Source organism: Paenibacillus solani, assembly GCF_050475945.1.
GTDB lineage: Bacteria > Bacillota > Bacilli > Paenibacillales > Paenibacillaceae > Paenibacillus_AQ > Paenibacillus_AQ solani_A.
Window position 1 is genome coordinate 163774 of record NZ_JBCMXJ010000016.1, and the last position, 23346, is coordinate 187119.

Annotated in this window: 29 protein-coding genes; 2 read left to right on the forward strand and 27 right to left on the reverse strand. The window is 48.1% G+C overall.

The window, feature by feature from the left end:
- Positions 1–65: 65 nt before the first annotated feature.
- From ABEQ74_RS19400 to ABEQ74_RS19515, 24 genes are all read right to left on the reverse strand, one after another.
- A complete protein-coding gene (locus ABEQ74_RS19400) occupies positions 66–989 on the reverse strand; it encodes a polyprenyl synthetase family protein (protein WP_430123782.1) in 924 nt (307 codons plus the stop codon).
- Entirely contained in the window at positions 964–1224 is a 261-nt protein-coding gene (gene xseB / locus ABEQ74_RS19405; protein WP_053488852.1) for an exodeoxyribonuclease VII small subunit, read from the reverse strand. Before xseB ends, ABEQ74_RS19400 begins: the two co-directional genes overlap by 26 nt.
- The gene (gene xseA, locus ABEQ74_RS19410; protein ID WP_430123783.1) at positions 1214–2584 is read right to left on the reverse strand and encodes an exodeoxyribonuclease VII large subunit; all 1371 of its coding nucleotides are present in this window, start codon (positions 2582–2584) and stop codon (positions 1214–1216) included. Before xseA ends, xseB begins: the two co-directional genes overlap by 11 nt.
- A 1-nt stretch (position 2585) precedes the next feature.
- Entirely contained in the window at positions 2586–3446 is an 861-nt protein-coding gene (folD, locus tag ABEQ74_RS19415; protein ID WP_430123785.1) for a bifunctional methylenetetrahydrofolate dehydrogenase/methenyltetrahydrofolate cyclohydrolase FolD, read from the reverse strand.
- Positions 3447–3494: 48 nt separating this feature from the next.
- Positions 3495–3965 (reverse strand): transcription antitermination factor NusB, encoded by a 471-nt coding sequence (gene nusB, locus ABEQ74_RS19420; RefSeq protein ID WP_053488855.1) that lies wholly within the window; start codon positions 3963–3965, stop codon positions 3495–3497.
- Positions 3966–4142: 177 nt separating this feature from the next.
- The gene (locus ABEQ74_RS19425; protein ID WP_006209372.1) at positions 4143–4376 is read right to left on the reverse strand and encodes a DUF2273 domain-containing protein; all 234 of its coding nucleotides are present in this window, start codon (positions 4374–4376) and stop codon (positions 4143–4145) included.
- A gap of 15 nt (positions 4377–4391) precedes the next feature.
- Entirely contained in the window at positions 4392–4931 is a 540-nt protein-coding gene (gene amaP, locus ABEQ74_RS19430; protein ID WP_430123786.1) for an alkaline shock response membrane anchor protein AmaP, read from the reverse strand.
- Between the two features lie 70 nt (positions 4932–5001).
- Positions 5002–5415 (reverse strand): Asp23/Gls24 family envelope stress response protein, encoded by a 414-nt coding sequence (locus tag ABEQ74_RS19435; RefSeq protein WP_430123787.1) that lies wholly within the window; start codon positions 5413–5415, stop codon positions 5002–5004.
- A gap of 119 nt (positions 5416–5534) precedes the next feature.
- Positions 5535–6878: an acetyl-CoA carboxylase biotin carboxylase subunit gene (gene accC, locus ABEQ74_RS19440; protein WP_430123789.1), complete on the reverse strand. Its 1344-nt coding sequence runs from the start codon at positions 6876–6878 to the stop codon at positions 5535–5537.
- Between the two features lie 54 nt (positions 6879–6932).
- A complete protein-coding gene (gene accB / locus ABEQ74_RS19445) occupies positions 6933–7436 on the reverse strand; it encodes an acetyl-CoA carboxylase biotin carboxyl carrier protein (RefSeq protein ID WP_430123790.1) in 504 nt (167 codons plus the stop codon).
- 167 nt (positions 7437–7603) lie between these two features.
- Entirely contained in the window at positions 7604–8461 is an 858-nt protein-coding gene (locus tag ABEQ74_RS19450; RefSeq protein WP_430123791.1) for a SpoIIIAH-like family protein, read from the reverse strand.
- 75 nt (positions 8462–8536) lie between these two features.
- On the reverse strand, positions 8537–9181 hold the full coding sequence (gene spoIIIAG, locus ABEQ74_RS19455; protein WP_430123792.1) for a stage III sporulation protein AG: 645 nt from the start codon (positions 9179–9181) through the stop codon (positions 8537–8539).
- Positions 9182–9195: 14 nt separating this feature from the next.
- A complete protein-coding gene (gene spoIIIAF / locus ABEQ74_RS19460) occupies positions 9196–9915 on the reverse strand; it encodes a stage III sporulation protein AF (protein ID WP_430123793.1) in 720 nt (239 codons plus the stop codon).
- A 41-nt stretch (positions 9916–9956) separates the two neighbouring features.
- Entirely contained in the window at positions 9957–11165 is a 1209-nt protein-coding gene (gene spoIIIAE / locus ABEQ74_RS19465) for a stage III sporulation protein AE (RefSeq protein WP_430123794.1), read from the reverse strand.
- Between the two features lie 16 nt (positions 11166–11181).
- On the reverse strand, positions 11182–11571 hold the full coding sequence (gene spoIIIAD / locus ABEQ74_RS19470; RefSeq protein ID WP_430123795.1) for a stage III sporulation protein AD: 390 nt from the start codon (positions 11569–11571) through the stop codon (positions 11182–11184).
- Positions 11572–11581: 10 nt separating this feature from the next.
- Positions 11582–11785, reverse strand: coding sequence for a stage III sporulation protein AC (gene spoIIIAC / locus ABEQ74_RS19475; protein WP_007129715.1), 204 nt, complete (start codon positions 11783–11785; stop codon positions 11582–11584).
- A 15-nt stretch (positions 11786–11800) separates the two neighbouring features.
- On the reverse strand, positions 11801–12319 hold the full coding sequence (spoIIIAB, locus tag ABEQ74_RS19480; RefSeq protein WP_430123796.1) for a stage III sporulation protein SpoIIIAB: 519 nt from the start codon (positions 12317–12319) through the stop codon (positions 11801–11803).
- Positions 12312–13310 (reverse strand): stage III sporulation protein AA, encoded by a 999-nt coding sequence (gene spoIIIAA / locus ABEQ74_RS19485; protein ID WP_430123797.1) that lies wholly within the window; start codon positions 13308–13310, stop codon positions 12312–12314. The genes spoIIIAB and spoIIIAA overlap by 8 nt, the downstream gene beginning before the upstream one ends.
- A 101-nt stretch (positions 13311–13411) precedes the next feature.
- On the reverse strand, positions 13412–13678 hold the full coding sequence (locus tag ABEQ74_RS19490; protein WP_430123798.1) for a YqhV family protein: 267 nt from the start codon (positions 13676–13678) through the stop codon (positions 13412–13414).
- A 195-nt stretch (positions 13679–13873) separates the two neighbouring features.
- On the reverse strand, positions 13874–15127 hold the full coding sequence (locus ABEQ74_RS19495) for an aspartate kinase (protein WP_430123799.1): 1254 nt from the start codon (positions 15125–15127) through the stop codon (positions 13874–13876).
- Between the two features lie 236 nt (positions 15128–15363).
- Positions 15364–15921 carry an elongation factor P gene (gene efp / locus ABEQ74_RS19500; RefSeq protein ID WP_430123800.1) on the reverse strand — a complete coding sequence of 186 codons (558 nt, stop codon included), beginning with the start codon at positions 15919–15921 and terminating at the stop codon, positions 15364–15366.
- Positions 15922–16011: 90 nt separating this feature from the next.
- Positions 16012–17082: a M24 family metallopeptidase gene (locus ABEQ74_RS19505; protein WP_430123801.1), complete on the reverse strand. Its 1071-nt coding sequence runs from the start codon at positions 17080–17082 to the stop codon at positions 16012–16014.
- Positions 17083–17228: 146 nt separating this feature from the next.
- Positions 17229–17675, reverse strand: coding sequence for a type II 3-dehydroquinate dehydratase (gene aroQ, locus ABEQ74_RS19510; protein ID WP_053488871.1), 447 nt, complete (start codon positions 17673–17675; stop codon positions 17229–17231).
- A gap of 486 nt (positions 17676–18161) precedes the next feature.
- Positions 18162–18659, reverse strand: a complete 498-nt coding sequence (locus ABEQ74_RS19515) for a YqhR family membrane protein (RefSeq protein ID WP_430123802.1) — start codon at positions 18657–18659, stop codon at positions 18162–18164.
- A gap of 163 nt (positions 18660–18822) precedes the next feature.
- Between ABEQ74_RS19515 and ABEQ74_RS19520 the strand changes: the two genes are divergently transcribed.
- Both ABEQ74_RS19520 and ABEQ74_RS19525 read left to right on the forward strand, forming a co-directional pair.
- Positions 18823–19815 carry a DUF1385 domain-containing protein gene (locus ABEQ74_RS19520; RefSeq protein ID WP_430123803.1) on the forward strand — a complete coding sequence of 331 codons (993 nt, stop codon included), beginning with the start codon at positions 18823–18825 and terminating at the stop codon, positions 19813–19815.
- Between the two features lie 6 nt (positions 19816–19821).
- The gene (locus ABEQ74_RS19525; protein WP_430123804.1) at positions 19822–20154 is read left to right on the forward strand and encodes a hypothetical protein; all 333 of its coding nucleotides are present in this window, start codon (positions 19822–19824) and stop codon (positions 20152–20154) included.
- A 45-nt stretch (positions 20155–20199) separates the two neighbouring features.
- Here the strand turns inward: ABEQ74_RS19525 and ABEQ74_RS19530 are convergent, their stop codons facing one another.
- The 3 genes from ABEQ74_RS19530 to mntR all read right to left on the reverse strand — a co-directional run bounded on the left by ABEQ74_RS19530 (position 20200) and on the right by mntR (position 23301).
- Entirely contained in the window at positions 20200–21123 is a 924-nt protein-coding gene (locus ABEQ74_RS19530) for a patatin-like phospholipase family protein (RefSeq protein WP_430123805.1), read from the reverse strand.
- 80 nt (positions 21124–21203) lie between these two features.
- The gene (locus ABEQ74_RS19535) at positions 21204–22760 is read right to left on the reverse strand and encodes a family 10 glycosylhydrolase (protein ID WP_430123806.1); all 1557 of its coding nucleotides are present in this window, start codon (positions 22758–22760) and stop codon (positions 21204–21206) included.
- A 115-nt stretch (positions 22761–22875) separates the two neighbouring features.
- Entirely contained in the window at positions 22876–23301 is a 426-nt protein-coding gene (gene mntR, locus ABEQ74_RS19540) for a transcriptional regulator MntR (protein ID WP_430123807.1), read from the reverse strand.
- Positions 23302–23346: the final 45 nt, after the last annotated feature.

Sequence of the window (23346 nt, forward strand, 5' to 3'; positions counted from 1 at the left end):
GCTGAATGAGTTCAGCCATTAACAGACATTATATCACAAAAAAACCGTTTGCATGTAAAGCGTGCTTAGTGGTCCCTAGCCATCAAGAAATCTGCGATTTCCAGAAGTCTTGTTGGATCGGTGAAGTTTCCTTCGGAAATAACTCGCTTAGCCTCTGCTGTCAGGCGCTCAACCTCACGTTTGGATGCATCCAAACCGATGAAGTACGGATAGGTCACTTTCTCTTGTTTCAGATCACTTTGTACCGGTTTCCCAAGCTTAGACTCATCCCCGACCAAATCCAAGATGTCATCTTGGATCTGAAAAGCCAGCCCAATATGATGCCCGAAGGTTCGCAGTGATTCGATTTGTGACTCTGAACAGTTGGCTATATGTCCACCCGCCATTAGTGAGAACATAATGAGATCACTTGTTTTATGCAGATGGATGTATTCAAGCTGCTCCAGTGTCGTTAAACCTTGCTCACCCTCCATATCGGCAACCTGCCCGCCTACCATCCCGCGGGGGCCTGCATACTCGGCCAGATCTTCGACAATCGTCAGCACGCGTTCCGCTGAAACACCATGCTGTCTCGAAGCTTGGATTACGCTATAGAATGCATGTGTCAGTAAAGCATCCCCTGCTAATATAGCACTCGCTTCGCCAAAGACCTTATGATTGGTCAATTTGCCTCGACGATAATCATCATTATCCATTGCCGGCAAATCATCATGGATAAGGGAATAGGTATGGACCATTTCGACGGCTGCCGCCACAGGAAGGGCAGCGTCACGGTTGCCGCCACCAGCCTCGCATGCCGCAACGACAAGCAGCGGTCGCATTCGCTTACCTCCAGCCTTTAATGAATACGACATGGATTCACGCAAAGTTTCAGGAACTTTCCAGCTCGTCGGAAAAAGATTGCTAAACTCGCGATCCAGTCGGTCTCCGATGTCATTCATATATTGATGGATCGAAATTCGATTATTCAATGATTTCACCTGTCTCATCAAGCATTCCGCCAAAAGGCTTACGCTTTAATTCTCCGCCTTCTTCGACGATCATTTCGATTTTTTGCTCCACCTGCTCCAGCTTTTTACTGCAGATTTGTGAAAGCTTCATGCCTTGTTGGAACAAATCGATGGCTTTTTCCAGCGGCACATCTCCGTCTTCCAACTGTTCCACGATCGTTTCGAGCTGAGCCATTGCGTCTTCAAAACTAATCTCCAATGTATCACTCGCCATACTCTTCATCCTCCTTCATTCCCCACACTTGGCACAGCAGACGTCCATCGGTCACCCTTACGTTAACCAAATCACCTAACTGCACTTCATCTATAGACTTAACAAGCTTCTGCTCTTTCTCATCGTACACAAGACTATATCCCCTGGACATAATCTTCAGCGGGCTGAGCGCATCAAGATGCCTTATTTCCGTTTGCAGCTCCGACATCTTCGATTTCATGATCAACTGCATCGCATTCATTAACTGCCGGTTGGCCTGCTCTTTTCTTTTGACGGCTATCTCCACTTGAGTCCGAGGATTAAACCGGATCAGCCCCCGGTGCAAGGACAGCTGCCGCTGGCGGGTCAAGGACAGCCGTGATTTCAGGCTGCTCTGCAGCTGCTGTGTTAGCATATCGAGCCGCTCAGCATGCTGAAGCATATACCTTCTGGGATATATGAGGACCGGAGAACGCTGCAGCGAGCTTAAACGCTCACGACTTCGTTTCAGGCGCTGCTGGAGCCCCTGATTCAGCTGCCGTTGCTTTTGAAGAAGCTGCCCTCTCAGCTCTGCACTGCTTGGTACAGCGAGCTCCGCTGCAGCAGTTGGCGTAGCAGCACGAAGATCGGCAACAAAATCAGCAATTGTAAAATCCGTTTCGTGTCCAACGGCTGAAATGATAGGAATATCGGATTGATAGATGGCTCTGGCAACGATCTCCTCATTGAACGCCCAAAGTTCCTCAAGTGATCCCCCGCCGCGCCCCACGATAAGCACATCCGCCTCAGCCATGTCGTTCATCACTTGGATAGCCTTCACAATCGAAGGGGCAGCTCCTTTGCCCTGAACGAGCACCGGATACAAGATCGTCCTGGCATGTGGATAGCGTCTGCGGATGGTAATCATGATATCCCGGACGGCAGCTCCTGTAGGTGAAGTGACAACACCAATTGTCTGAGGATAACGAGGTAGAGGCCGCTTGCGTCCAACAGCAAACAATCCCTCGTTATCCAGCTTCGTCTTCAGCTGTTCATAAGCCAGATACAAACTGCCAATCCCATCGGGCTGCATTTGAACCGCATAGAATTGGTACTGACCATCCCGTTCATATACAGACACATTGCCGCGGGCAATGACGCGAGTACCCTCCTTCGGTATGAAAGGAAGCCTCTGATTATGGGTCGCAAACATAATCGCACGAATCCGGCTGCTCTCATCTTTTAAGGTGAAATACATATGTCCGCTGGAATGATGGGTGAAATTCGAAATTTCTCCGCGGATCCATACGTCAGATAGTCTCGCGTCGCCTTCCATTTTCATACGAATATAACGGTTTATATCCTTTACGGATAATACACGTCCCGGATCTGAAGACTTCATATTAATTCAACCCATTCAGTCTTTTGGCCGCTATCAAAGTATTCTGCATGAGCATCGTGATGGTCATGGGTCCCACCCCGCCAGGTACCGGAGTGATCGGGCCGGACACTTCCTTGACGCTTTCGAAGTCAACATCCCCGGCAAGCTTTCCGCTCTCCAGACGATTCATTCCGACGTCGATAACGATTGCTCCAGGTTTCACATAACTGGCATCAATCATATTCGCTCGGCCGATCGCAACAACCAGAATGTCGGCTTGGCGGGCGATTTCAGCCATATTATGCGTTTTCGAATGACACATTGTAACGGTAGCATTCTCACGCTGAAGGAGAAGTGCCACCGGCTTGCCGACAATATTGGATCTGCCAATAACAACAGCATGTTTACCCGCGATCTGAATGCCTGTCCGTTTTATCATCTCAATAACACCCGCAGGCGTACATGGCAGCAGACTGTCATCGCCAATGACGAGATTGCCCACATTTACCGGATGGAAACCATCCACATCCTTCTCCACTGCGATGGCATCTATAATTGCTTTCTCGCGGATGTGCTTGGGTAAAGGAAGCTGGACGAGAATTCCGTGAATAGACGCCTGTGCGTTCAGCTTGTCCACAAGAGCCAGTACTTCGTCTTCGCTGGATTCCGCTGGCAGGCGGTGTACCTCAGAATAGAAGCCCAGATCCTGACATGCTTTCTCCTTGTTGCGGACATAAACATGGGAAGCCGGATCATCACCTACAAGTACAACAGCCAAACCGGGACGTATATTCTGCTTGGACAATTGCTCTACTTCTAACGCAATCCCCTTGCGAATTTCTTCAGAAATCTGTTTGCCGCTAATAATCGTTGCTGCTGTCATCCTCATCTCTCCTCCACTATGATAGAATGATGCCGTTTACGAAAAAGCCTAGCCGTTCGCCGATGGAGGAGCAAGCTTCTCCTTCACTTGATCCAGCTCCTGGATCATCCGGCCAAGCACACCGTTAACGAATTTACCTGATTCCTCGGTTCCAAAATGCTTGGACAACTCAATCGCTTCGTTTACCGCCACTTTCCCTGGCACGTCTTCACGATGAGTCAGCTCATATACCGCTAAACGCAGGATTTGACGATCCACACGGGAAAGACGGCTCACCTGCCAACCTTTTAAATAATGAGCGAGCAGTTCATCAATCGCATCCTTGAGTGCCCAAGTTCCATCAACCAGCTGCAGTACATAGTCCCTCATTTGGACTTCGTCACCGATGACCCGCTCGGTCTCATTTTCTTCGGCCGCTTCCGAGAGCAGCATCGACACGGCTTCTACACTGTCGACTTCGTTCATTTCCATCTGATAAAGACTCTGAACGACAATCTCTCTAGCTACACGTCTTTTCATCTTGTTCCTCCTGCGGACCCTGCTGAATCCATTTTTTCTAATTAGTATGATCCATTTGCCATCAAGAATTGACAACAATTAAACGCCAAAAAAAAACCTGTGAATATCTCTCTCCGCAAAAAAGGCACACTACGCCTGTCCTTTAGCATTTTTTCCGGAGAAAGCATATCACAGGGTTCATTTAAACGGCCGCCAGCGCTCGGAAAGCCAGCGTCCCCATTCCTGAAAGTGGAACATGGAGCCCTGCTTCAAATCCTTACGCTTGCCAAATATATAGCCGATAAATACCACTAATGCAAAGAACAGCATATCCCAAAAACCGGATAATAAATAAATCAGTCCGCACACAAGCCCGCCGGTTACCCCGGCAATTCTTCCTCTGTGACTCTCCCATATTTCTTTCCAAGGCATTTGGGAAGCTCACCTCTATTCCACGCGGCTCTTGAAGCTTGGTGCCTGAACCACGTTTGCTATATACACGGATACAGAGGATACGGGTATTCCTGTTGTATCTTCAACAAAGTCATGCACCTGCTTCTGCACGTCGGTAGTCAGAACAGGAATAGATTCCTCGCCATCAACCACAGCCCGAATCGCAATATTAAGACCCGATTGGGACACCTTGATCCGTGACTTCAAATCCTTGATACCCCGAACGCGAGAAGCGGCCTTCAGGCATAGATTCTCGATCGTCTCCACCGAAATTTGAATGTCACCGAATTCCGTGCGCTGATCGATGGAATTCAGATTCGAGCGATCGCGTCTTACAGAGATGTAGAAGAAACGAATGCTCAGCAGAAACACAACCGCAGCAACGATAATTCCAGCCCAGAAAAGGCGTTGTTCCTGAACACTCGTCAATGAATAAGGAACAGCGCCGCTCAATAGGAGGATGGCAACTACGGATATAACACCGATGCTTAAGCTGTATATAAACAGTAGAAGTCTGTCCATGATTTTGGCCACGATATAGCACAGCCTCCTTAAATTAGTTGAAACCCTCGACATCGCTGTCCAGGGCTAGCCTGAAACTATTCTATTTCACGCGTTGAGCCAAATCCAATTCTTCCGTCTTCTCAGCGGCTTTCATGAAATGGACGTCATGAATATGTACATTGACCTCAATCACCGTGAGTCCTGTCATATTCTCAATAGAACGCTTCACATTGCGTTGGATTTCCCCGGCTACTTCCGGAAGACGATGACCATATTCCACGATGACGGATACGTCAACAGCAGCTTCGCGCTGTCCAACTTCTACTTTGACACCTTTGGATAAATTCTTACGGCCTAGCAGTTCAGCGATGCCACCAGCAAAGCCTCCGCTCATTCCAGCCACTCCGCGCACCTCTACCGTGGCAAGCCCAGCAATAACTTCAATTACTTCCGGGGCAATTTGAATCTCTCCAATATCTGTACGTTCAAATTCAGTAGGCAAAGTTTCCGCCATTGTCTCAACACCCTTTCAGAATAAGTTAGCGAATGATCCGAAAACAGCTTAAGGACATGCGCTCTTATTACTCATACTATACCATTTGGCCAAGTTTATGACAAACTTGGCCAAAGTTTTTAAATCTCATTTTCTTCCAGAAATTTAATATCAAAATCACCTTTCAAGAAGGTAGGGTGTTTCAAGAGCTTTTGATGAAATGGAATGGTTGAATGAATTCCTTCAATTTCGAATTCAGCCAATGCACGTCTCATCTTCGCGACCGCCTCATCCCTTGTCGGTGCCCAAACGATTAATTTGGCAATCATGGAATCATAAAAAGGTGAAATCGTATAGCCAGGATATGCTCCGCTGTCTACACGCACACCAGGTCCGCCTGGAGGCAAATAGAATTGAATGGTTCCAGGAGCAGGCATGAATCCCTTGTCCGGATTCTCGGCATTAATTCTGCACTCGATCGACCAGCCATTGATGACAACATCCTCTTGGCTGAAAGAAAGCGGGTTGCCTTCTGCCACATGAATCATTTCCTGAATCAAATCGATTCCGGTAACCATTTCGGTGACTGGATGCTCCACTTGAATTCGTGTATTCATCTCCATGAAGTAAAATTGACCATCTGGACCCAATAGAAATTCCAGAGTTCCCGCTCCCGAATAGTTAACCGCCTTCGCTGCACGAACTGCGGCTGCCCCCATCCGGCTGCGTACCTCTTCACTTAGCACCGGACAAGGAGCTTCTTCAACAAGCTTCTGTCTCCGACGCTGCACAGAACAGTCACGCTCCCCAAGATGAACGGCATTGCCATGTTTATCAGCGATGATTTGAATTTCAACGTGCTTCATGCCAGTCAGGTATTTCTCAAGATAAACGCCGGCATTGCCAAACGCTTTTTGAGCTTCCTGCTGGGCGTTAGTGATCTGTTTAACCAGCGTTTCTTCATCTTCTGCGATTCGGATGCCTTTACCGCCACCGCCTGCTGTTGCTTTTATAATGACAGGATATCCGATATCCCGGGCAAGCATAACGGCTTCATTCAAATCCTCAACCAATCCATCGGACCCCGGAATAACCGGTACACCAGCATCCTTCATCGTTTGCTTCGCAACCGCCTTGTCGCCCATACGGTTAATTGCATCAGCAGAAGGGCCGATAAAGGTGATATTGCAGGATTCACAGATTTCAGCGAAATCCGCATTCTCGGCCAAAAAGCCGTAGCCCGGATGAATCGCATCACATTCGGTCAACGTAGCGACGCTTATGATATTGGTAATATTCAAATAGCTGTCTTTCGATAAAGTCGGGCCGATGCAATAAGCCTCGTCAGCCAAGCGAACGTGCAGAGATTCACGATCCGGCTCTGAGTATACAGCAACGGTTGCGATGCCAAGTTCCCGGCAAGCTCTGATAATACGAACAGCAATCTCTCCGCGGTTCGCGATAAGTATTTTTTGAAATGTCATGCAGTAACCTCCTTCGGACTCATATGACTCTCGTTCTTGGCGAGTCCCTCCATATTACTCCGGTTTTACCAGAAACAGAGGCTGCCCGAATTCAACAAGTTGACCATTCTGCGCGAGGACTTCAACGATTTCGCCTGTGATCTCTGCTTCCAGTTCATTCATCAATTTCATGGCCTCAATGATGCAGACCGTTGTCTTGTCGCTCACCTTGTCTCCAGGGCTTACAAATGGCCCTGCTTCTGGGGATGGGGAACGATAGAAGGTTCCAACCATCGGCGATACGATTTTATGTAATGAGCTGTTGCTATCCTCCACTGCTTCCTGCGCAGGTGCTGCTGCAGGTGCTTGATTCTCTGTGCTTGGCTGCACGACTGGCGGTGCCATCACTTGCTGCGCCGGCATGTACGCTTGCGGTGCTGCCTGGTAATGGTTTACGATCTCGGCCGCATTCGGTTTCTTAATGGATAAGCGTGTACCTTCGCTTTCAATCTCCAATTCATGCACGGACGTTTGATCCACCAGCTTAATAAGTTCCTTGATTTCATTTAATTTGAACATTATCGACGTTCACTCCTTCACTTTCTTGGAAGCCCGCTTGGGACAGTCAGTCAATAGCTTAGAGTATTATATCACAATCGAGCGAAATAGAAAGAGTCCAAGGGAATCCTTAGACTCTTTCAGGTTAATCATAATTTCGGGATTTTTGTTGAAATCTGTAGACCTGCTTATGGCGTAACATATTGAACAGTTACTTTATCAGGTGATACTTTAAGTTCCTTCATCACCAGATTCATGATGCCCGCTGCGCCTTTTGCATCCAGTTTCTCACTCAGGACAACCACATTATATTTCTCGCTCTCTTCCTTAACAACAGCGTTGCCGAATTGCTGCTGCAGTGATTCTTCAATGCTGTTAATTACCTCTTCTTTCCATTCGGCCGCTTTCAGTTGCTCAGCTGCTTGTGCCGTTTGTTCCGGCTGATTTTCATGATTGTTTATCTTGGCAATTAAATCATCGTACAGTTTCATATTTTTCTGATTGCGATCCAGCTTATAGGAATCCAATTGAGCTACAGCTGAGGTTGCGTTAGCCGCCACTTCTTCCAGTACTTCCTTCTCTGTTTTCACGCCGCTGTCGATACTGCTTGTATCTTTGGATTTCTCGGATCCTTCCTTGGACTCCTTAACTTCGGGTTCAGCTGCCTTATCCGCTTCTCCGCCAGCTTTGCCTTGCTCTGCGCTGCCGCTTGTTTTACCTTGTTCCCCTTCTTTACCTTGTGTGGCTTCCGCCGGGTCATCTACACCGGTAACTCCGGTATCTGTCAGTCCAGCTCCCTGCTCATTAGCGCCAGAATCTCCATCTGTACCTTCTTCGAGCACTTCGTTGATCACCAGCTCATCTACAGCCCCTGTGATTCCACTCGCTTCTTGGCCAGCATTAGGCTTCTGACCATCCACCTGCGTGCTTTCAGCAACCGGTGGTGCTTTCGTGCCTGCATCGTCTGTGAACAAATAGTATGCTGAGAGAATAACCATTAAACTAAGCATGGATACCAACCAGATGGTTTGTCTTTTATTATTCATGTGAACATTTCCTCCTTTTGGATGAAAAACATATGCATGGATACTCCGGGATCTGATCCTTGAAAGGATTCGCTGCTATTCCTGCTTCCGCGGCACTACAGATATGCGGTAGGAAGGGACGTTGAGACCGCGCTGAATCGCATCCACAATCAGACTTTTTACAACTTCATTCTCGGCGCCTTTAGCTACGACGAGTACTCCCCGTACCTGAGGCTTGATCTTCTTGGTTATAATCGGCGTCTCATCACCCGAAGAATCATAGGTGACAATCTGTCCATCACGTTGATAGCTCGTTACATGACGCTTACCACCATTAGCATCCGTTTCTTCCGTTAGTTCCTGTGTGTCTTTCACATCTTTCTGCATAACAAGTTCTTCTGTAGATTCTACGGTTACCATGACGTCTACGGATCCGACACCTACAATCTGCTCCAGCATCGTCTTTGTGCGCATCTCAAAATCCTGTTCGATACTTTCAAACGCACTGCCTCCACTGCCCGCAGCCCCCTCAGGAGTTGTTGAGATCACAGCAGACTCTTGCGGCGGCTCGCGACCGATATTCTCGTGATCCAGTTTCTTTACGTTGACAAAGGAGTTGAACAGCATGATCGCAACCCCGATTAGAGCCAGAATAATCAACCAGCGGAAGGTCTGGATTTTCCTTACTCCATTCGCCCCGCCCCCAAGCCACTGTTCCAACCGCTTCAACCAGTTTCCCATCATCCTCACCTCCACTAAAGCTTTTTATCTTGTTCTTGGCCCGGCATATATATCGCGATCAGATCCGGCTTCAAATCCCATCTCCTGCTGATATAACGGCGAATCGGCTCTGCCCTTGCTGCTTGGGTTTTACTGACTGCTTCAGCCTTCTCTTCGGCATCGTCTTTCCTCTTTCGCTCAGACGTGTTAGATTCGACTTGTACCTGAACGGAATCCACTGGCGTTACGTTAATGGGCTGCCGAGTTTCCTTGATAACCTCTTCATGTGTCAATTCACCTCCAGCCAATCTCACATCTACCGAGCGGATCGCTGCGCTTGCAAATTCCTTGTCCTTCCCAGCAACTGCCGACAGCATGACCTTGACTTCCTGGATCGCTTCCCCGGTTTCTTGCTCAATTTCCTCTTTCATCACGCGGGCCAATTCATTGCCTGCCCACTGAAGACTCTGACTCTGCTGCATATCTTTGATTTTCTCTGCCTGTGCCATAATCTGCTCTAATTGAACCTCTTCCGGCAGCCCCTTCTCCTGTCTCTCCAGTTCCAGCGCCAATTGATTCTCTGGCGGCTCTGTTAATAATTTAACAATCGGACTTAGAAGCGTTAGCAGAATCAACAGGCTCAGAACCAATCTGGCGTATCGTTCAAGCGCCTTGCTCGGCAGAATCAAATCAACAAAAGCTGCAAAGAGAACCACCATGACGACGCTTTTCAACCAACCTCCAAGCCAGTCCATTCGTCATTCCTCCCCATCGAACGCCGCAGCCGCTTGTTGTTTCACCTCATCATGACAGTAATGTTGCCTGCCGTAAGCAGAATTGTAATCGCCAGGAAGAACATCATACTCACGGCGGCAAGAGCGGCGAAAACATACAACATCGTCTTGCCGATCGTCTGTAAACAAGTACCGATTGGAGTGTCGCCCAGCGGCTGCATGACGGCAGCAGCCAAGTTATAAATCAAGGCCAGCGTCAGAATCTTGATCGCAGGAAAGGCACACAGGAACAAGATGATGATGACCCCGGCCAGTCCAATCGAGTTCTTAACAAGCAGCGAGGCCGAGATCACGGTATCTGTAGCATCAGCGAACATCTTGCCGACGACCGGTACAAAATTGCCAGTAACATATTTAGCCGCCCGGATCGTCACTCCGTCAGTAACCGAACTCGTTAATCCTTGAACAGATATGACGCCGAGAAACACGGTGAGCAGCACACCCAGCACGCCCATTGATATTCCGCGCAGCAGATTGCCAAGCTGGGTCAGCTTGTACTTTTCAGATAGCGAACTGACCAGATGCAAGAGAGCCGAGAAGAACAGCAGCGGGAATACTATGGTGCTGATCAACGTACCTACCGTATGTACCATGAATATGACGAGCGGATGAGCTACTGACACGGTTACCACATTGCCCATCGAAGCCATGAGCGCAAAGAGCAAGGGCAGCATAGCCATCATGAAATCGATCATTTGCGTTATTGCATCCCGTGCGTACCCAATGGCGATGTTAAAGCTGTTAACGGCTATGATCAGAACCACCATATAACAGATGGTATAGGCAACCCGGCTCACAGTGCTCTTTTCGAAGGCGGACTGCAAATTCTCAAGGATCAGACTCATGATACTCAGCATCACGATGGTTGCGAGCAGCTTGCCGTTGTAGAGCACCTCGTGCCACAAATATTTACCGATCCCGGACATAACTCCCTTGAAGTTCAGCCCGTCACCGCCCGGGAGCAGCATATCCATCAATGAGGGAGTCCTTCCGTCAGGAAAAAAACCGCCATAATCCTTCATGAGCCGATCCCAGTATTTCTCAACCTGCTCTGTCGGCAATTGCTCCGTCTGCTGCTCTATCCACCCATCAGCCGGATTACTTGCTGCAGTCGCATGAACTACGCCACAGAATATGCCGGATAGAAGCAACATCAGAATCAGTAGTCGAAAGACGGCCATGCTTCTTCGAAGTATCGCTCCTCTTCCCATGTCCCCTCCACCTTTATTAAGCCGGGAGGAGCTTCAGGACCGTCTCGATGATGATCCCGATAATCGGTACAGCGAGCACCAATATGAGCACTTTTCCCGCCATTTCTATTTTGGATGCGATTGATTCCTGTCCGGCATCCCGCACGATCTGGGCCCCCATTTCTGCAATGTAGGCAATTCCGATAATTTTCAAAACCGTCTTCAGATAGATGATTTGAACTCCTGAGTTCTCCGCTAAATCTTCCAGCATGGACAGAACATTGCCGATCTTCCCAACCAGGAGCAGAAAAATTAGAACCGAAGTCGACACAGCTAGAAGAAAAGCGAAGAGCGGTTTCTGTTCCTTCACGATCAATATCAGAACGGTAGCGATGAGGCCCAGTCCTACCACCTGGATCATTTCCATAAGAGTCCACCTACTGGAATAGAAAAATACTTTTGATTTCCTTCAGCAAATCGTCGAGCAATCGTACAACCATGAACAGCACAACCACAAACCCGATTAGGGTTACCCAATGTGCCATATCCTCTTTACCCATCTGTTTCAGCACGGTATGGATCATGGCTATAATGATTCCGATCCCGGCAATCTGGAAGATGGCATTCACTTCAATGTTCATTCCCTTGGCACCTCGCTAAAAGATCAAAATGACGATCAATGCTCCAATGAGCAGCCCCAGACTTTTGCTCATCTTTTCATATTTGACCTGGTCATCCCTCGCCGCCGCTTCTTCATGCTTGAGCTGGTGGGCGGCCAGTGCAATATGTTTGATCTGGTCCTGCCTGTCACTGGTGCCAAGTACGCCGCTTAGCTGCTCTAACACTTCACGCTCGGCACTTCTCATGGACGTTCGCCTCCAATATTCTCCCAGCGCCTTGCGAATGCTGTCCTGTGCCGATAAACCGTAGTCCGGTCTCATGTAGAGCGCCGCTGAGCCGAACAATGACTTGAGCGGTTCGCGGAGGGAAGCACTGATACGCTCTAGCGCATCAGGAAGGGGCGTTAATCCATAGCTGATCTCCGTCTCCAACCGTTGCAGAGCAAGAATCAATTCTCGCAGTTGCCTGGGCCTGGCTGCAAATTGCTGGGCCTGAAAAAAACCCGCTAGCGTACCGGCTCCGAGCACGAGTACAGCCCCCACCAGTTTAAGCATAGGCGTCACCGCCCGGTGAACGGCTCATTGTCGTTTGAAGGGCCCGCTGGCCTCCGTCGTACAGCTTGTATGATCTGTGCTCTCCATTTCTATTCAAAACCGCGTACATCTCAAACAACCGGTTTTCCAGGAGTCCAAAGAGCGCTGGACGGACCCGCATATCCTGTACGGATGAGCCGTGTGCGGTGGCAATCACGCTGATGCCTGCATGCAGCGCCTCGATGACAGCCTCTGCATCCTCGGGCCTGCCAATCTCGTCCACAATCAGAACATCCGGGGACATGGACCTGATCATCATCATCATTCCTTCAGCTTTCGGACAACCATCAAGCACATCAGTGCGAGGGCCAACGTCGAATCCGGGTACTCCGCGCAAACAACCGGCAATCTCAGAGCGCTCGTCAACAATTCCAACCTTCATGCCCGGCCAATGCACGGCCGAATTGCCCCACTTGCCGTAGCTGATTTGTCGTGCCAGATCTCTTAACAGTGTGGTTTTGCCATGTTGGGGGGGAGATAGAATCAGTGAGTGCATCACCCGTTTTTGTTTCCGATCAAGCAAATGCGGAAGCATCTCATCCGCCGCTCCCTGAATCTCCTTGGCGATCCGGACATTAAAACTGCTGATATCCCGAATATGCTCCACTTTCCCCCCGCTGAGCACGGTCCGGCCGGTAAGCCCGACACGATGGCCGCCAGGTATCGTGATAAAGCCTTTGCGCAGTTCTTCTTCCATCGTGTAGAGGGAGTGATTGCTGATCAAATCGAGCAGCCTGTGGGTATCTTCGCGCGTCGGGATATATGCTTCCTCAGGCCGTAAAGTAAGTCCGCCTTGACGGTCCAGAAAATGATGCTTGCCCGCTGAATTGATCTCAAGCGGACGACCCTCCCGGATCCGCACCTCCTCTACATGATCAAGAAGCTCTTTCGATAAATTGTGCAGCATTCGTTTCACGGTTTCGGGAAACAGCTCTAACCAATTCAGTGTCATATCAATTTCCCCCAGAGTTGTCCTTTTTTTGATCATCTTCTAATAAGAGAACTTCTTATCCCATGTGTATGCTTGTACCGGGGAAATATGCAGCGAATCTATCATCTTTTTAAAACTCCGTATAAGAGACAAGAGACCCCACATAAAATCCACCCAATCTTCCCCCAAGACAATTTATCTGCCATTCCCACAAGACCGATCGCGGTTGTTACGATAAGGACCAGCGGGCCCATGAAGGCCAATGCAGAATTTACGGCCAGCGCTTTATCCACCTGGTTCAAACGCAGCATGATAATAGCCGCCACGATCTCGAGCCCACCGGAGAAAAAGCGAAGCGTTGCCATGCTAGCGACAAACTTGTCCAACATGCGATATTATCCTCCTTCTACCTTCTTCACATCTGTGATGATTAAAATTATGCGAAGAACTCTCGTTTTATCTCTATTTCTTGTAATTTCATAGAAACGAATATCAATCTTTGGACAACGCAAAAAATCCCGGTCGCTATCGACCGGGATTTAGTCTATTAAAATTAATAATTACAGTTTTCAATAAGGCTTTATTTACCGCCGAACCTGCGGTCCTCCGACCAAAGCCTGCTGATCTGTATCGAGGCCGTACGCAGTGTGAAGCGCTTGTACGACTCCTTCCAGATTGCTTCCTTCAATAACACAGGATACTTTGATCTCAGATGTGCTGACCATTTTGATGCTGACTCCCTCTCTGGAAATCACATCAAACATTTTGGCTGCGACACCAGGGTGACTGACCATACCAGCTCCGACAATCGATACTTTCACAAGATTATCTTCCGAGGTTACATCACGGTACGGAATTTCGCTGCGAATGTTCTCGATGACCGATAATGCACGGTCCGTGTCCGCCAAGGAAACGGTAAAGGAGAAATCTGCTTCACCATTCTGCACGCCACTCTGAACGATAATATCAACGTCAATCTCTGCTTTGGCAAGTTCGCCGAACACTTGTGCGAGCACGCCCGGCGTATCGGAAACACCCAGAATACTGATCCTTGCCACGTTCTTATCAAATGCAATTCCGCTGACAACCACACCTTGTTCCATGCTTGCTTCCTCCTTAACAACCGTACCCTCGTTATGATTAAAGCTGGATCTGACGACAAGCTTCACCTGATTATGTTTGGCATACTCAACCGCACGCGGGTGAAGAACAGCTGCACCAAGATTGGCAAGCTCCAGCATCTCGTCATAGGAAATCTCTTTAAGCTTACGTGCACATTTGACAACCCGTGGATCGGTCGAGTAAATGCCGTCCACGTCGGTATATATTTCGCATACGTCCGCTTGAATTGCAGCGGCAAGAGCCACCGCAGTGGTATCTGATCCCCCGCGTCCAAGCGTAGTAATTTCACCATCTTCAGACATCCCCTGGAATCCAGCAACGATAACGATATTCCCTTCAGCCAGCGCTTGGTGAACACGCTCTGGCTTAATATCATTTATACGGGCTTTGCCATGGACGGCTTCGGTGCGGAATCCCGCCTGCCAGCCGGTAAACGACATCGCTTTACGTCCCAAGCCATGAATAGCCATCGATAACAGCGAGATGGATATCTGCTCCCCTGTGGTCATCAGCATATCCATTTCCCGTGCCGGTGGATTCTCGTTCAACAGTTTAGCCTGATCAATTAAATCGTCTGTCGTATCTCCCATAGCAGATACTACGACTACACATTGATGGCCTTCATCTTGCTTCTCCACAATTCTTCTGGCAACGCGTTTCATGCGTTCTGTATCTCCTACAGAGCTGCCTCCGAATTTCATGACGTACAATGACAATGCTTCTTTCACTCCCCACTAATATCAATATGTAACAGTACTCAGATGGTTTCTCACTTTAAAACAGTATAATACGAAAGAGAGTCACCCCGTCAAGGCTTTTCAGAGCAAAAGGGCATGATACGAGCAAAAACCCCCCGTATATCGCAAAAAAACTCCCGTACAATTGTACAGGAGTCATGTTGCTTCTGAAGATAAAGGCAGCCTGTCAATAGATGAAGGCGCCCGCATGCATACTATGCACGGGAGATATATTTACCTTCGCGGGTATCAATTAGAAGTACATCATCTTCGTTAATGAACAGTGGAACCTGTACATTCAGACCGGTTTCCAATTTCGCGTTCTTGGTTGCACCTGTAGCCGTATTGCCTTTAATGCCTGGCTCCGTTTCAACTACTTTCAACTCAACGCTGTTTGGCAGGTTAATCCCGAGGATTTCCCCTTGGTAACTGATAATATGCACGTTCATGTTTTCTTTCAAGAAGTTAAGTTCCCATTCCAGCTGTTCACTGGTCAAGCTGAACTGATCATAGGTTTCGTTATCCATAAATACATGCTCTTGCCCGCTAGCATAAAGATACTGTACGCCACGGTTTTCGATGATGGCGCGGCCAATCGTTTCTCCTGCGCGGAATGTTTTCTCAACAGTGTTGCCATTACGAAGGTTTTTGAGCTTGGAACGGACGAAAGCAGCACCTTTACCTGGCTTTACATGCTGGAAATCCAAAACGGTAAAAATATCGCCATCTACTTCTACGGTCAAACCTGTTTTAAAATCGTTAACTGAAATCACTAAGATTCCCTCCTAAGGTTACGGTCTAATTAATATAGTACATAACGTTCTTGAAGTACAAGCTCAAAGCGTCTGCTTATTGAACAACTCTTAGAGCACGGTGTAATCTTTCGACGAGCTTGTTAGTATGTGAATACCCGTTTCTGTGATTACAATATCATCTTCGATGCGGACACCACCAAGACCCGGCAAGTAAATCCCCGGCTCTACAGTGACCACCATACCCGGCTGCAGCACATCATCACTCAGCTTGGACAGTCGCGGAGATTCATGAACCTCCATGCCTAAACCATGCCCTGTGCTGTGACCAAAATATTCCCCGTATCCGTAACGTGAAATAATATCACGCGTTAATGCGTCTGCCTCGCGCCCCGTCATACCAGGCTTGATATGATCCAGTGCATGAAGCTGCGCTTCCAGCACAATATCGTAAATTTCTTTCAGTTTAGGATCTGGGCTGCCAAGGGCGACTGTTCTTGTCAGATCAGAGCAGTATCCATCCAGCAGCGCACCGAAATCAAACGTAACGAATTCGTTTCCTTGAATCACGCGCTCGCTGGCAACGCCGTGCGGAAGCGCTGAACGTTCTCCCGAAGCTACGATCGTATCAAAGGAAGAGGATGTAGCACCATTCGTACGCATAAACATTTCCATCTCCAGATCGATCTCCCGCTCTGTTTTGCCAGTAGCCAGAATCGTCAGTACATGGCTGAATGTTTGATCGGCCAAATCAGCAGCCCGCTGCATAATTTTCAGTTCCTCAGCATCCTTGAATATTCTCAGTTCCTCGACCATCCCAGAAACCGGAACCAGGCTGATTGGAGCCAGTTGTTCCGAATAAGTGGAAAACACGCCGTATGTAACATGATCTTGTTCAAATCCAAGCGATGTAATCCCTTCGGAAGAAAGCAGTTCTTTAACGGTCTCCATGACGTTCGCACCATGCTCAACCACTTTAAATCCGGTTGCTTGCTGCGGAGCTTGCGTCATGTAACGGAAATCCGTCAGCAGATAGTTCTCATTGCTCGTAACCAGAACATATCCGGCGGAGCCAGTAAAACCTGATAAATATCTGCGGTTGATCGGGCTTGCCACCAGCAACGCCGACAAGCCTTTGGTCTGGAGCTTCTCGCGTAGTTTAACGACTCGTTTGTTGCTCATTCTTACCCTCTCCTCGCCCTTGTCTTAAGCCAGTATGAAGCCGGCAAAAAACGTCTTCGATAATGTTCGGATTGCCAGTCTGGGTTTGTGAACATTTTCTGCAATAACCGCTGCCCCGTAGGAGGGCAAGCTATACAGAAATCTAGCTACCCTTCTTGATTATCCAGAACTTGCAATAGGGCCGACAGCCCCAATGTGTAACTCGCTGCGCCAAAACCGGCAATTTGTCCCGCTGCAACTGGTGCTATAACGGAAGTATGGCGGAATTCCTCTCGGGCATGAATGTTCGATAAGTGAACTTCTACTGTCGGAATTCGTGCAGAGCTGATGGCATCACGTATTGCGTAGCTGTAATGGGTCAGTGCTCCCGGATTGAGAAGTATGCCGTCCGCCTGTCCAATCGCTTCGTGGATACGATCAATGATAGCACCCTCATGATTGGACTGATAGAAGGAAATACGGATACCGGCGATATCCGCCTGTTTACGCAATTGCTCTTCGATCGCCTGCAAACTGAGTGAACCATAAATACCCGGTTCACGGAAGCCGAGCAGGTTTAAGTTCGGTCCGTTGATCACCCATATGGTTTTCATAGGGCTCCCCACCTTTTCGTCAAATAACCAAAAGCTATTTTACCATAGGCGATGTAGGATTGAGAAGTTTTTCTTCTTTAAGAGGTTGTTCAAAAAGTCCGCTTTTGATAAGAAAACCAATCGAGGCAAATTCAAATGCTGAGCGACCGCGATTCGGAAGTAGGTTTTCTTGCGATATAGAATTTCATCAACTCCGTTGATAACTTATAAATCCTATATCTAACACGAAGCGAATCAGGAAGCAACTCGCCATCGAATCTTGAATTCAGCCGGGCCTAAGCAGATGCTTCCGAAGCATGTTTCCTACGGAAACATTTCAGGTGCTCACGTACCTAAAACAGCAGATGCTTTCGAAGGCGTTTTCTGCGGAAACGTGTAGCTCCGCTCCTGACGTCCCTAGCTTCATCCAACCTAAAGCGTTTTGAAAAAACGCACTTCGGAAGCATAAGCTTCGGTGCTGAAAATCGACCTTTTTGAACACGCACTTTAACCAATTACCTTCTTGGGTTCTCGCAGTTTTTCATCTGTAAATTCCTGCGCAGCGGTATATCCGATAAATAACCCCCACAATATAAAAATGCAAAACTCGGATATATTCGTATCCCAAGGCAGCTTCTTCACAGGTTCCGTTAACCGAAGCCAGGGATTCAGCGCTACAAACAGCACCACCCACCATACGATTCCGTAAATAATGCCAGGCCAGGGGCCCTTGAGCTTTCTGAACAGAATCACATAAAGCAGCGAGGCGATAACAGAAAAAGCGATGAAGGATAACCAACCGGCAATTTGACCTGCCGTGGTTACAAGGAAGTCATGTTTAAAGAATGGCTCCAGCAAGAAACCCGGCAGCACTTTCGTAAATTTCAACCAGTAAAACAGCCAGAGCACGGCACCCCAGATCAATCCTGCGTAATAGCCCAGCTCCAAGGCGAACAAAATAGGATTTGTAATTTGATTTTGCTTCCGAAACTGATATTCATGCATCTATGGATTCCCCTCTCTAGGCTTATCGAAGAACGACATATCTTTTGTTCTTATCGCAAAGTAGTATGCTCCGCTTCGGCCGAGCTAATCCAACTAGAAATTACGATCAAAATTCGATACAATAGTTAATAGAACGAATAATATGTCAGGGAGGGTGAGCTGGTTGTCCGATAAGTCAACCCCGATCAGCTATGGAGGCCAAGCTGTAATCGAAGGCGTTATGTTCGGCGGCAAGCATGTGAATGTGACAGCCGTGCGACGTAAGAATAATGAAATCAAGTTTCTCGAGGTGCCTCGCGAAGACAAGGCATGGATTCGGAAGCTGCGGAAGATTCCGCTTCTTCGCGGCATCGTCAGTCTCATAGATTCCACAATAAAAGGCTCCAAGCATTTGAATTACTCGGCGGATGCTTATGCTGATGATACCCTGGAGCCTGAAGAACGGGAGAAGCAGAAGGAGAAGGAAGACTCAGGCTGGAGTCTAAGCATGATCATCGGTGTAGCCGCTGTCAGCGTGCTATCCTTTGTAGTCGGCAAGCTACTGTTTACACTCGTTCCTGTTTTTGTAGAAGATTTCTTGTTTGGCAGTTCATTTGATAACTACATTCTGCATAACCTGATTGAAGGTGTCATTAAGTTAATCCTGCTCCTTGTGTATTTGTGGGCAATCTCCCAGACACCTGTTATCAAAAGACTATTCCAATATCATGGTGCGGAACACAAAGTTATCAGCGCATTTGAAGCCGGTGAAGAGCTAACGGTGAAGAACGTTCAGAAATATACTCGCTTGCATTACCGCTGCGGAAGCAGCTTTATGATGCTGACCATCGTACTCGGCGTCGTCGTCTACTCCGTAGTGCCATGGGATACCATGACGCAGCGAGTCATCCAAAGAATTGCACTTCTACCGGTTGTGCTTGGCGTTTCCTTCGAATTCCTGAAGCTTACGAATGCCATGCGAGACCTGCCGATCCTCCGTTTTCTCGGTTATCCCGGTCTGTGGCTTCAGCTTCTGACGACGAAGGAACCTACCGATGATCAAGTCGAAGTATCTATCGCGTCCTTCAACAGAATGCGCGAGTTAGATGCTCAATACGAGAATGTTCCCGTTCACCAATCTGTGACAGGAAGTGTGCTCGATCCCGCGAAAGGGTGATAATCGATGAGAAGGCATGCGATCATTTTTTGGACGGCGGTCTCGTTAGGCGGCTTTGGACTGCTGGCGCTCCTGTTAGACCCGGGTTCTAGAATGCAGCTGCTGATTCCACTGATTATAGTTGCAGTCGTGTACGTGCTCTACAAGTTTCCGCCTCGCCGTTTCAACAAGCGGCCCAAGGTGAAGCCGTCCAAGCGAACGGCCGCCAAGCTGGCGGCCAAGAACCAGGCTGTACGGAAAAGCACGCCAACCACCAAGCGCAAACAATACCCGTTTCAGGTTATCGATGGAAACAAAGGTAAATCGGATTCGTCTGATGATGTGCCTAAATATCATTAACAAGAAAACCGTCCACCGTGCAAGTATTTCGGGTGGACGGTTTTTTTAAGGCTCCGAGCTCCAGCGGGAAAAAAACATCGTTCCTGCGGATAAGCCCGAATTGTACAAATTCTCGCTCTCTTCCCTGGTCAGATTAAAATGGGTGGTTCCAATACCAAGGGTCGGAATTTTGATAGTACGACTCCGGTTTTGCTGCTCGATATACCGTTCATCATGGGCAGAGAGCATCGTTTCGAACATCGCTGTTAACATCCCGATGGGACCTTCGATGAGATACGGTGCATTGCTGTTCTTCCCCACCATCTGAAATCCCAGCACCGGCAGCGGCTTTGTTCCTCCCTTCGATTCCCGATCGAAGAGCCATAATGGAAAGTTGCTGAGCAGGCCTCCATCCACGATGTAAACAAACTGTTCGCCAAAGGACTTTCCCTTTGCAGCCCGGCCCAATAAGCGCAGTATGACCGGATCAAAAAAGTAAGGAATACTGCAGCTCATACGCACAGCCTTGGCCACAGGAAAAGTAGCAGGGTTAATACCGTATTGGCGCAGATCGTCCGGAAGCACAAGCAGTCTTCCGTTTGTAATATCAGACGCAACGATATACAGCTTTCCCGCTGGTATGTCCGAGAACGTAAAGATCCCTCTGGCAAGCAAGATCTCCCGAATCCAGTTCTCCAGTGCTTCTCCGGAATAAAGCCCTTTCTTTATTAACACCCTTAAGGCTGGGCCAATATATTTCGTATTAAAAATAGGGGCCCTTTGAAGGAATGAATGAAAAGGCGTTGACTCGATAATGTGCTTCATTTCATCCGCGCAATAACCAGCAGCCAGCACCGAGGCGACAATGGAACCGGAGGACGTCCCCGCAACGCGGCTGAATTCCATTCCGGCATTCTCCGCAGCCTTGACAGCACCGGCAAGCGATATGCCTTTGACTCCCCCACCCTCAAAAACCGCGTTGATTTGCATAAAAAATCCTCCGCTCATACATAGTCTAATGACTATGTATGACCACGGAGGAAGTTTCATACCTGCAGGTTTGGCTTATTTTATCGATAATATGATTGCAATTGATCTTTAAAACCCAGTGGGTTGTTTAAAATATTTTCTGCCCTAAAGAAGATGCTGCCCTTTACTTCGTCATAATTCTGATTGTATTTCAATTGGTTGATGATTTCAGATGCACTCTGCCAACCGATCTCATTGGTACCCAGTTTGTATGGGGCATGTCCGATCAGCAGGTCAACGTCGGTTCCTTGTACTTCACCGACCCACCAATCAACCAGCTTATCATAATCGACAGCAGGATTGCTCATGCTCCAGTAGATTTGCGGCGCGACATAATCGATCCATCCATTCTGGATCCATGCTCTGACATCGGCATACATGCTGTCATAAGCCGTCACACCTGCCTTTGTGTCTGATCCTGTCTTATCCACCGACTTGTTGCGCCAGACACCAAAGGGGCTGATACCATACTCAACGTCAGGTTTCGCTTGATGAACACTCTCACCAAGTGATTGAACGAAATCATTGATGTTCCCGCGGCGCCATTCTCCAATATTGGCATATTGCCCATTGTTGTATTGGCGATAGGCGGCTTCATCATGAAAGGCTGTGTTAGACGGGTAGAAGTAATCATCCAGGTGAACACCGTCAATATCGTATCCATTCACCACTTCCATGATTGTATCAATAATATGCTGTCTCGCTTCTGGAATTCCCGGGTTGATATACAGCTGTTTATTGGCATTTACGATCCAATCCGGGTGCTGAAGGGCGACATGGGATGGATGAAGCGAAGCGGTCTGAAGATCGGTGTTTGCCCGGAAAGGGTTGAACCAGGCATGGAACTCCATATTCCGTTTATGCGTTTCTTCTACCATGAAAGCGACCGGATCATAGCCGGGATCGTTACCTTGAATGCCTGTCAATACTTTCGACCACGGCACCATGGTTGAAGGATACAATGCATCTCCGGCTGGACGAACCTGCACGTATACAGCATTAATGCCCACATCCTGCAGCGAATCCAGTAAAGTTATAAATGATTGTTGCTGCTGCTGTGCGGTAGATTTCGCTTTGGGCCAATCCAGATTAAATACCGTGGATATCCAAGCTCCGCGAATCCCCTCTTTCGATAACTCTGGTGGAGGAACAAGTTCAACCCCAGTAAATAACGATATTCGTTGTGCCGCTTGATTCCATTCAACTTGTAAACCGAGGTTCTCACTGATAAACCGGAGCGGAACCATCACCCGGCCATTCTTGATTTGGGCAGAGGCATCCAGCGCTACGGCAGATCCATCAACCAGGGCCATATTCTTGCCGGATGTCAGCTGCAGGCTGGAACCATCCTTGCCGATCGTTACCGTCTTCGACTTTTGATTCCAAGCAACGGAAGCGCCAAGGCCTTCACTAATAATCCGCGTAGGAACCATGGTTACATTGACCTTTGGCAATATGTAAGGAGATACGTCGCTGCTAAGGCTTACACCATCCAGCTGAATGCTGATACTAGCCGCCTTCGCTTGCACGGGAGGAACCACCGACGGGAGACACAATAACAGCATGATCAGCACTAACAACCATCTACGCAGTTTCATTTCTATTAATCCTCCGAAAATATGAAATTTGCAGGTAATCTAACTTATTAATATAACATATGAAGTATGACAATCGAGTTAAAAAAGCATCTGTCACAAGCGGACAGATGCCCCATTACGATTCGTTGACTAATTGGTTATGAACGTCACGCAAATCCTGAAGTCGGTTCTCATCACGCTTGAAATACTCTACAAGCGTCTCAATTCTCGTAATGGAATCCCAGCTCAAATGGTGCTCGATTCCCTCAACATCTCGGTAAATATTTTCATCCTGTACACCTATCATCTCAAGGAATTCCTCAAGCAAATGATGACGTTCCATGAGCCGCTTGCCCATTTTTTTGCCTTTGCTGGTTAAAACCAAGCCACGATATTTTTCATAAATCAGATAATCGTCCTTGTCCAGCTTTTGAATCATTTTCGTGACGGATGAGGGGTGAACCTCCAAGCCTTCGGCAATATCCGAAACGCGCGCATATCCTTTTTCATCGATCAACTTGTAGATGCGCTCCAAATAATCCTCCATGCTAGGTGTCGGCATCTTATTCCCTCTTTTCTATAATTACATAACGCTCATAACAACTGC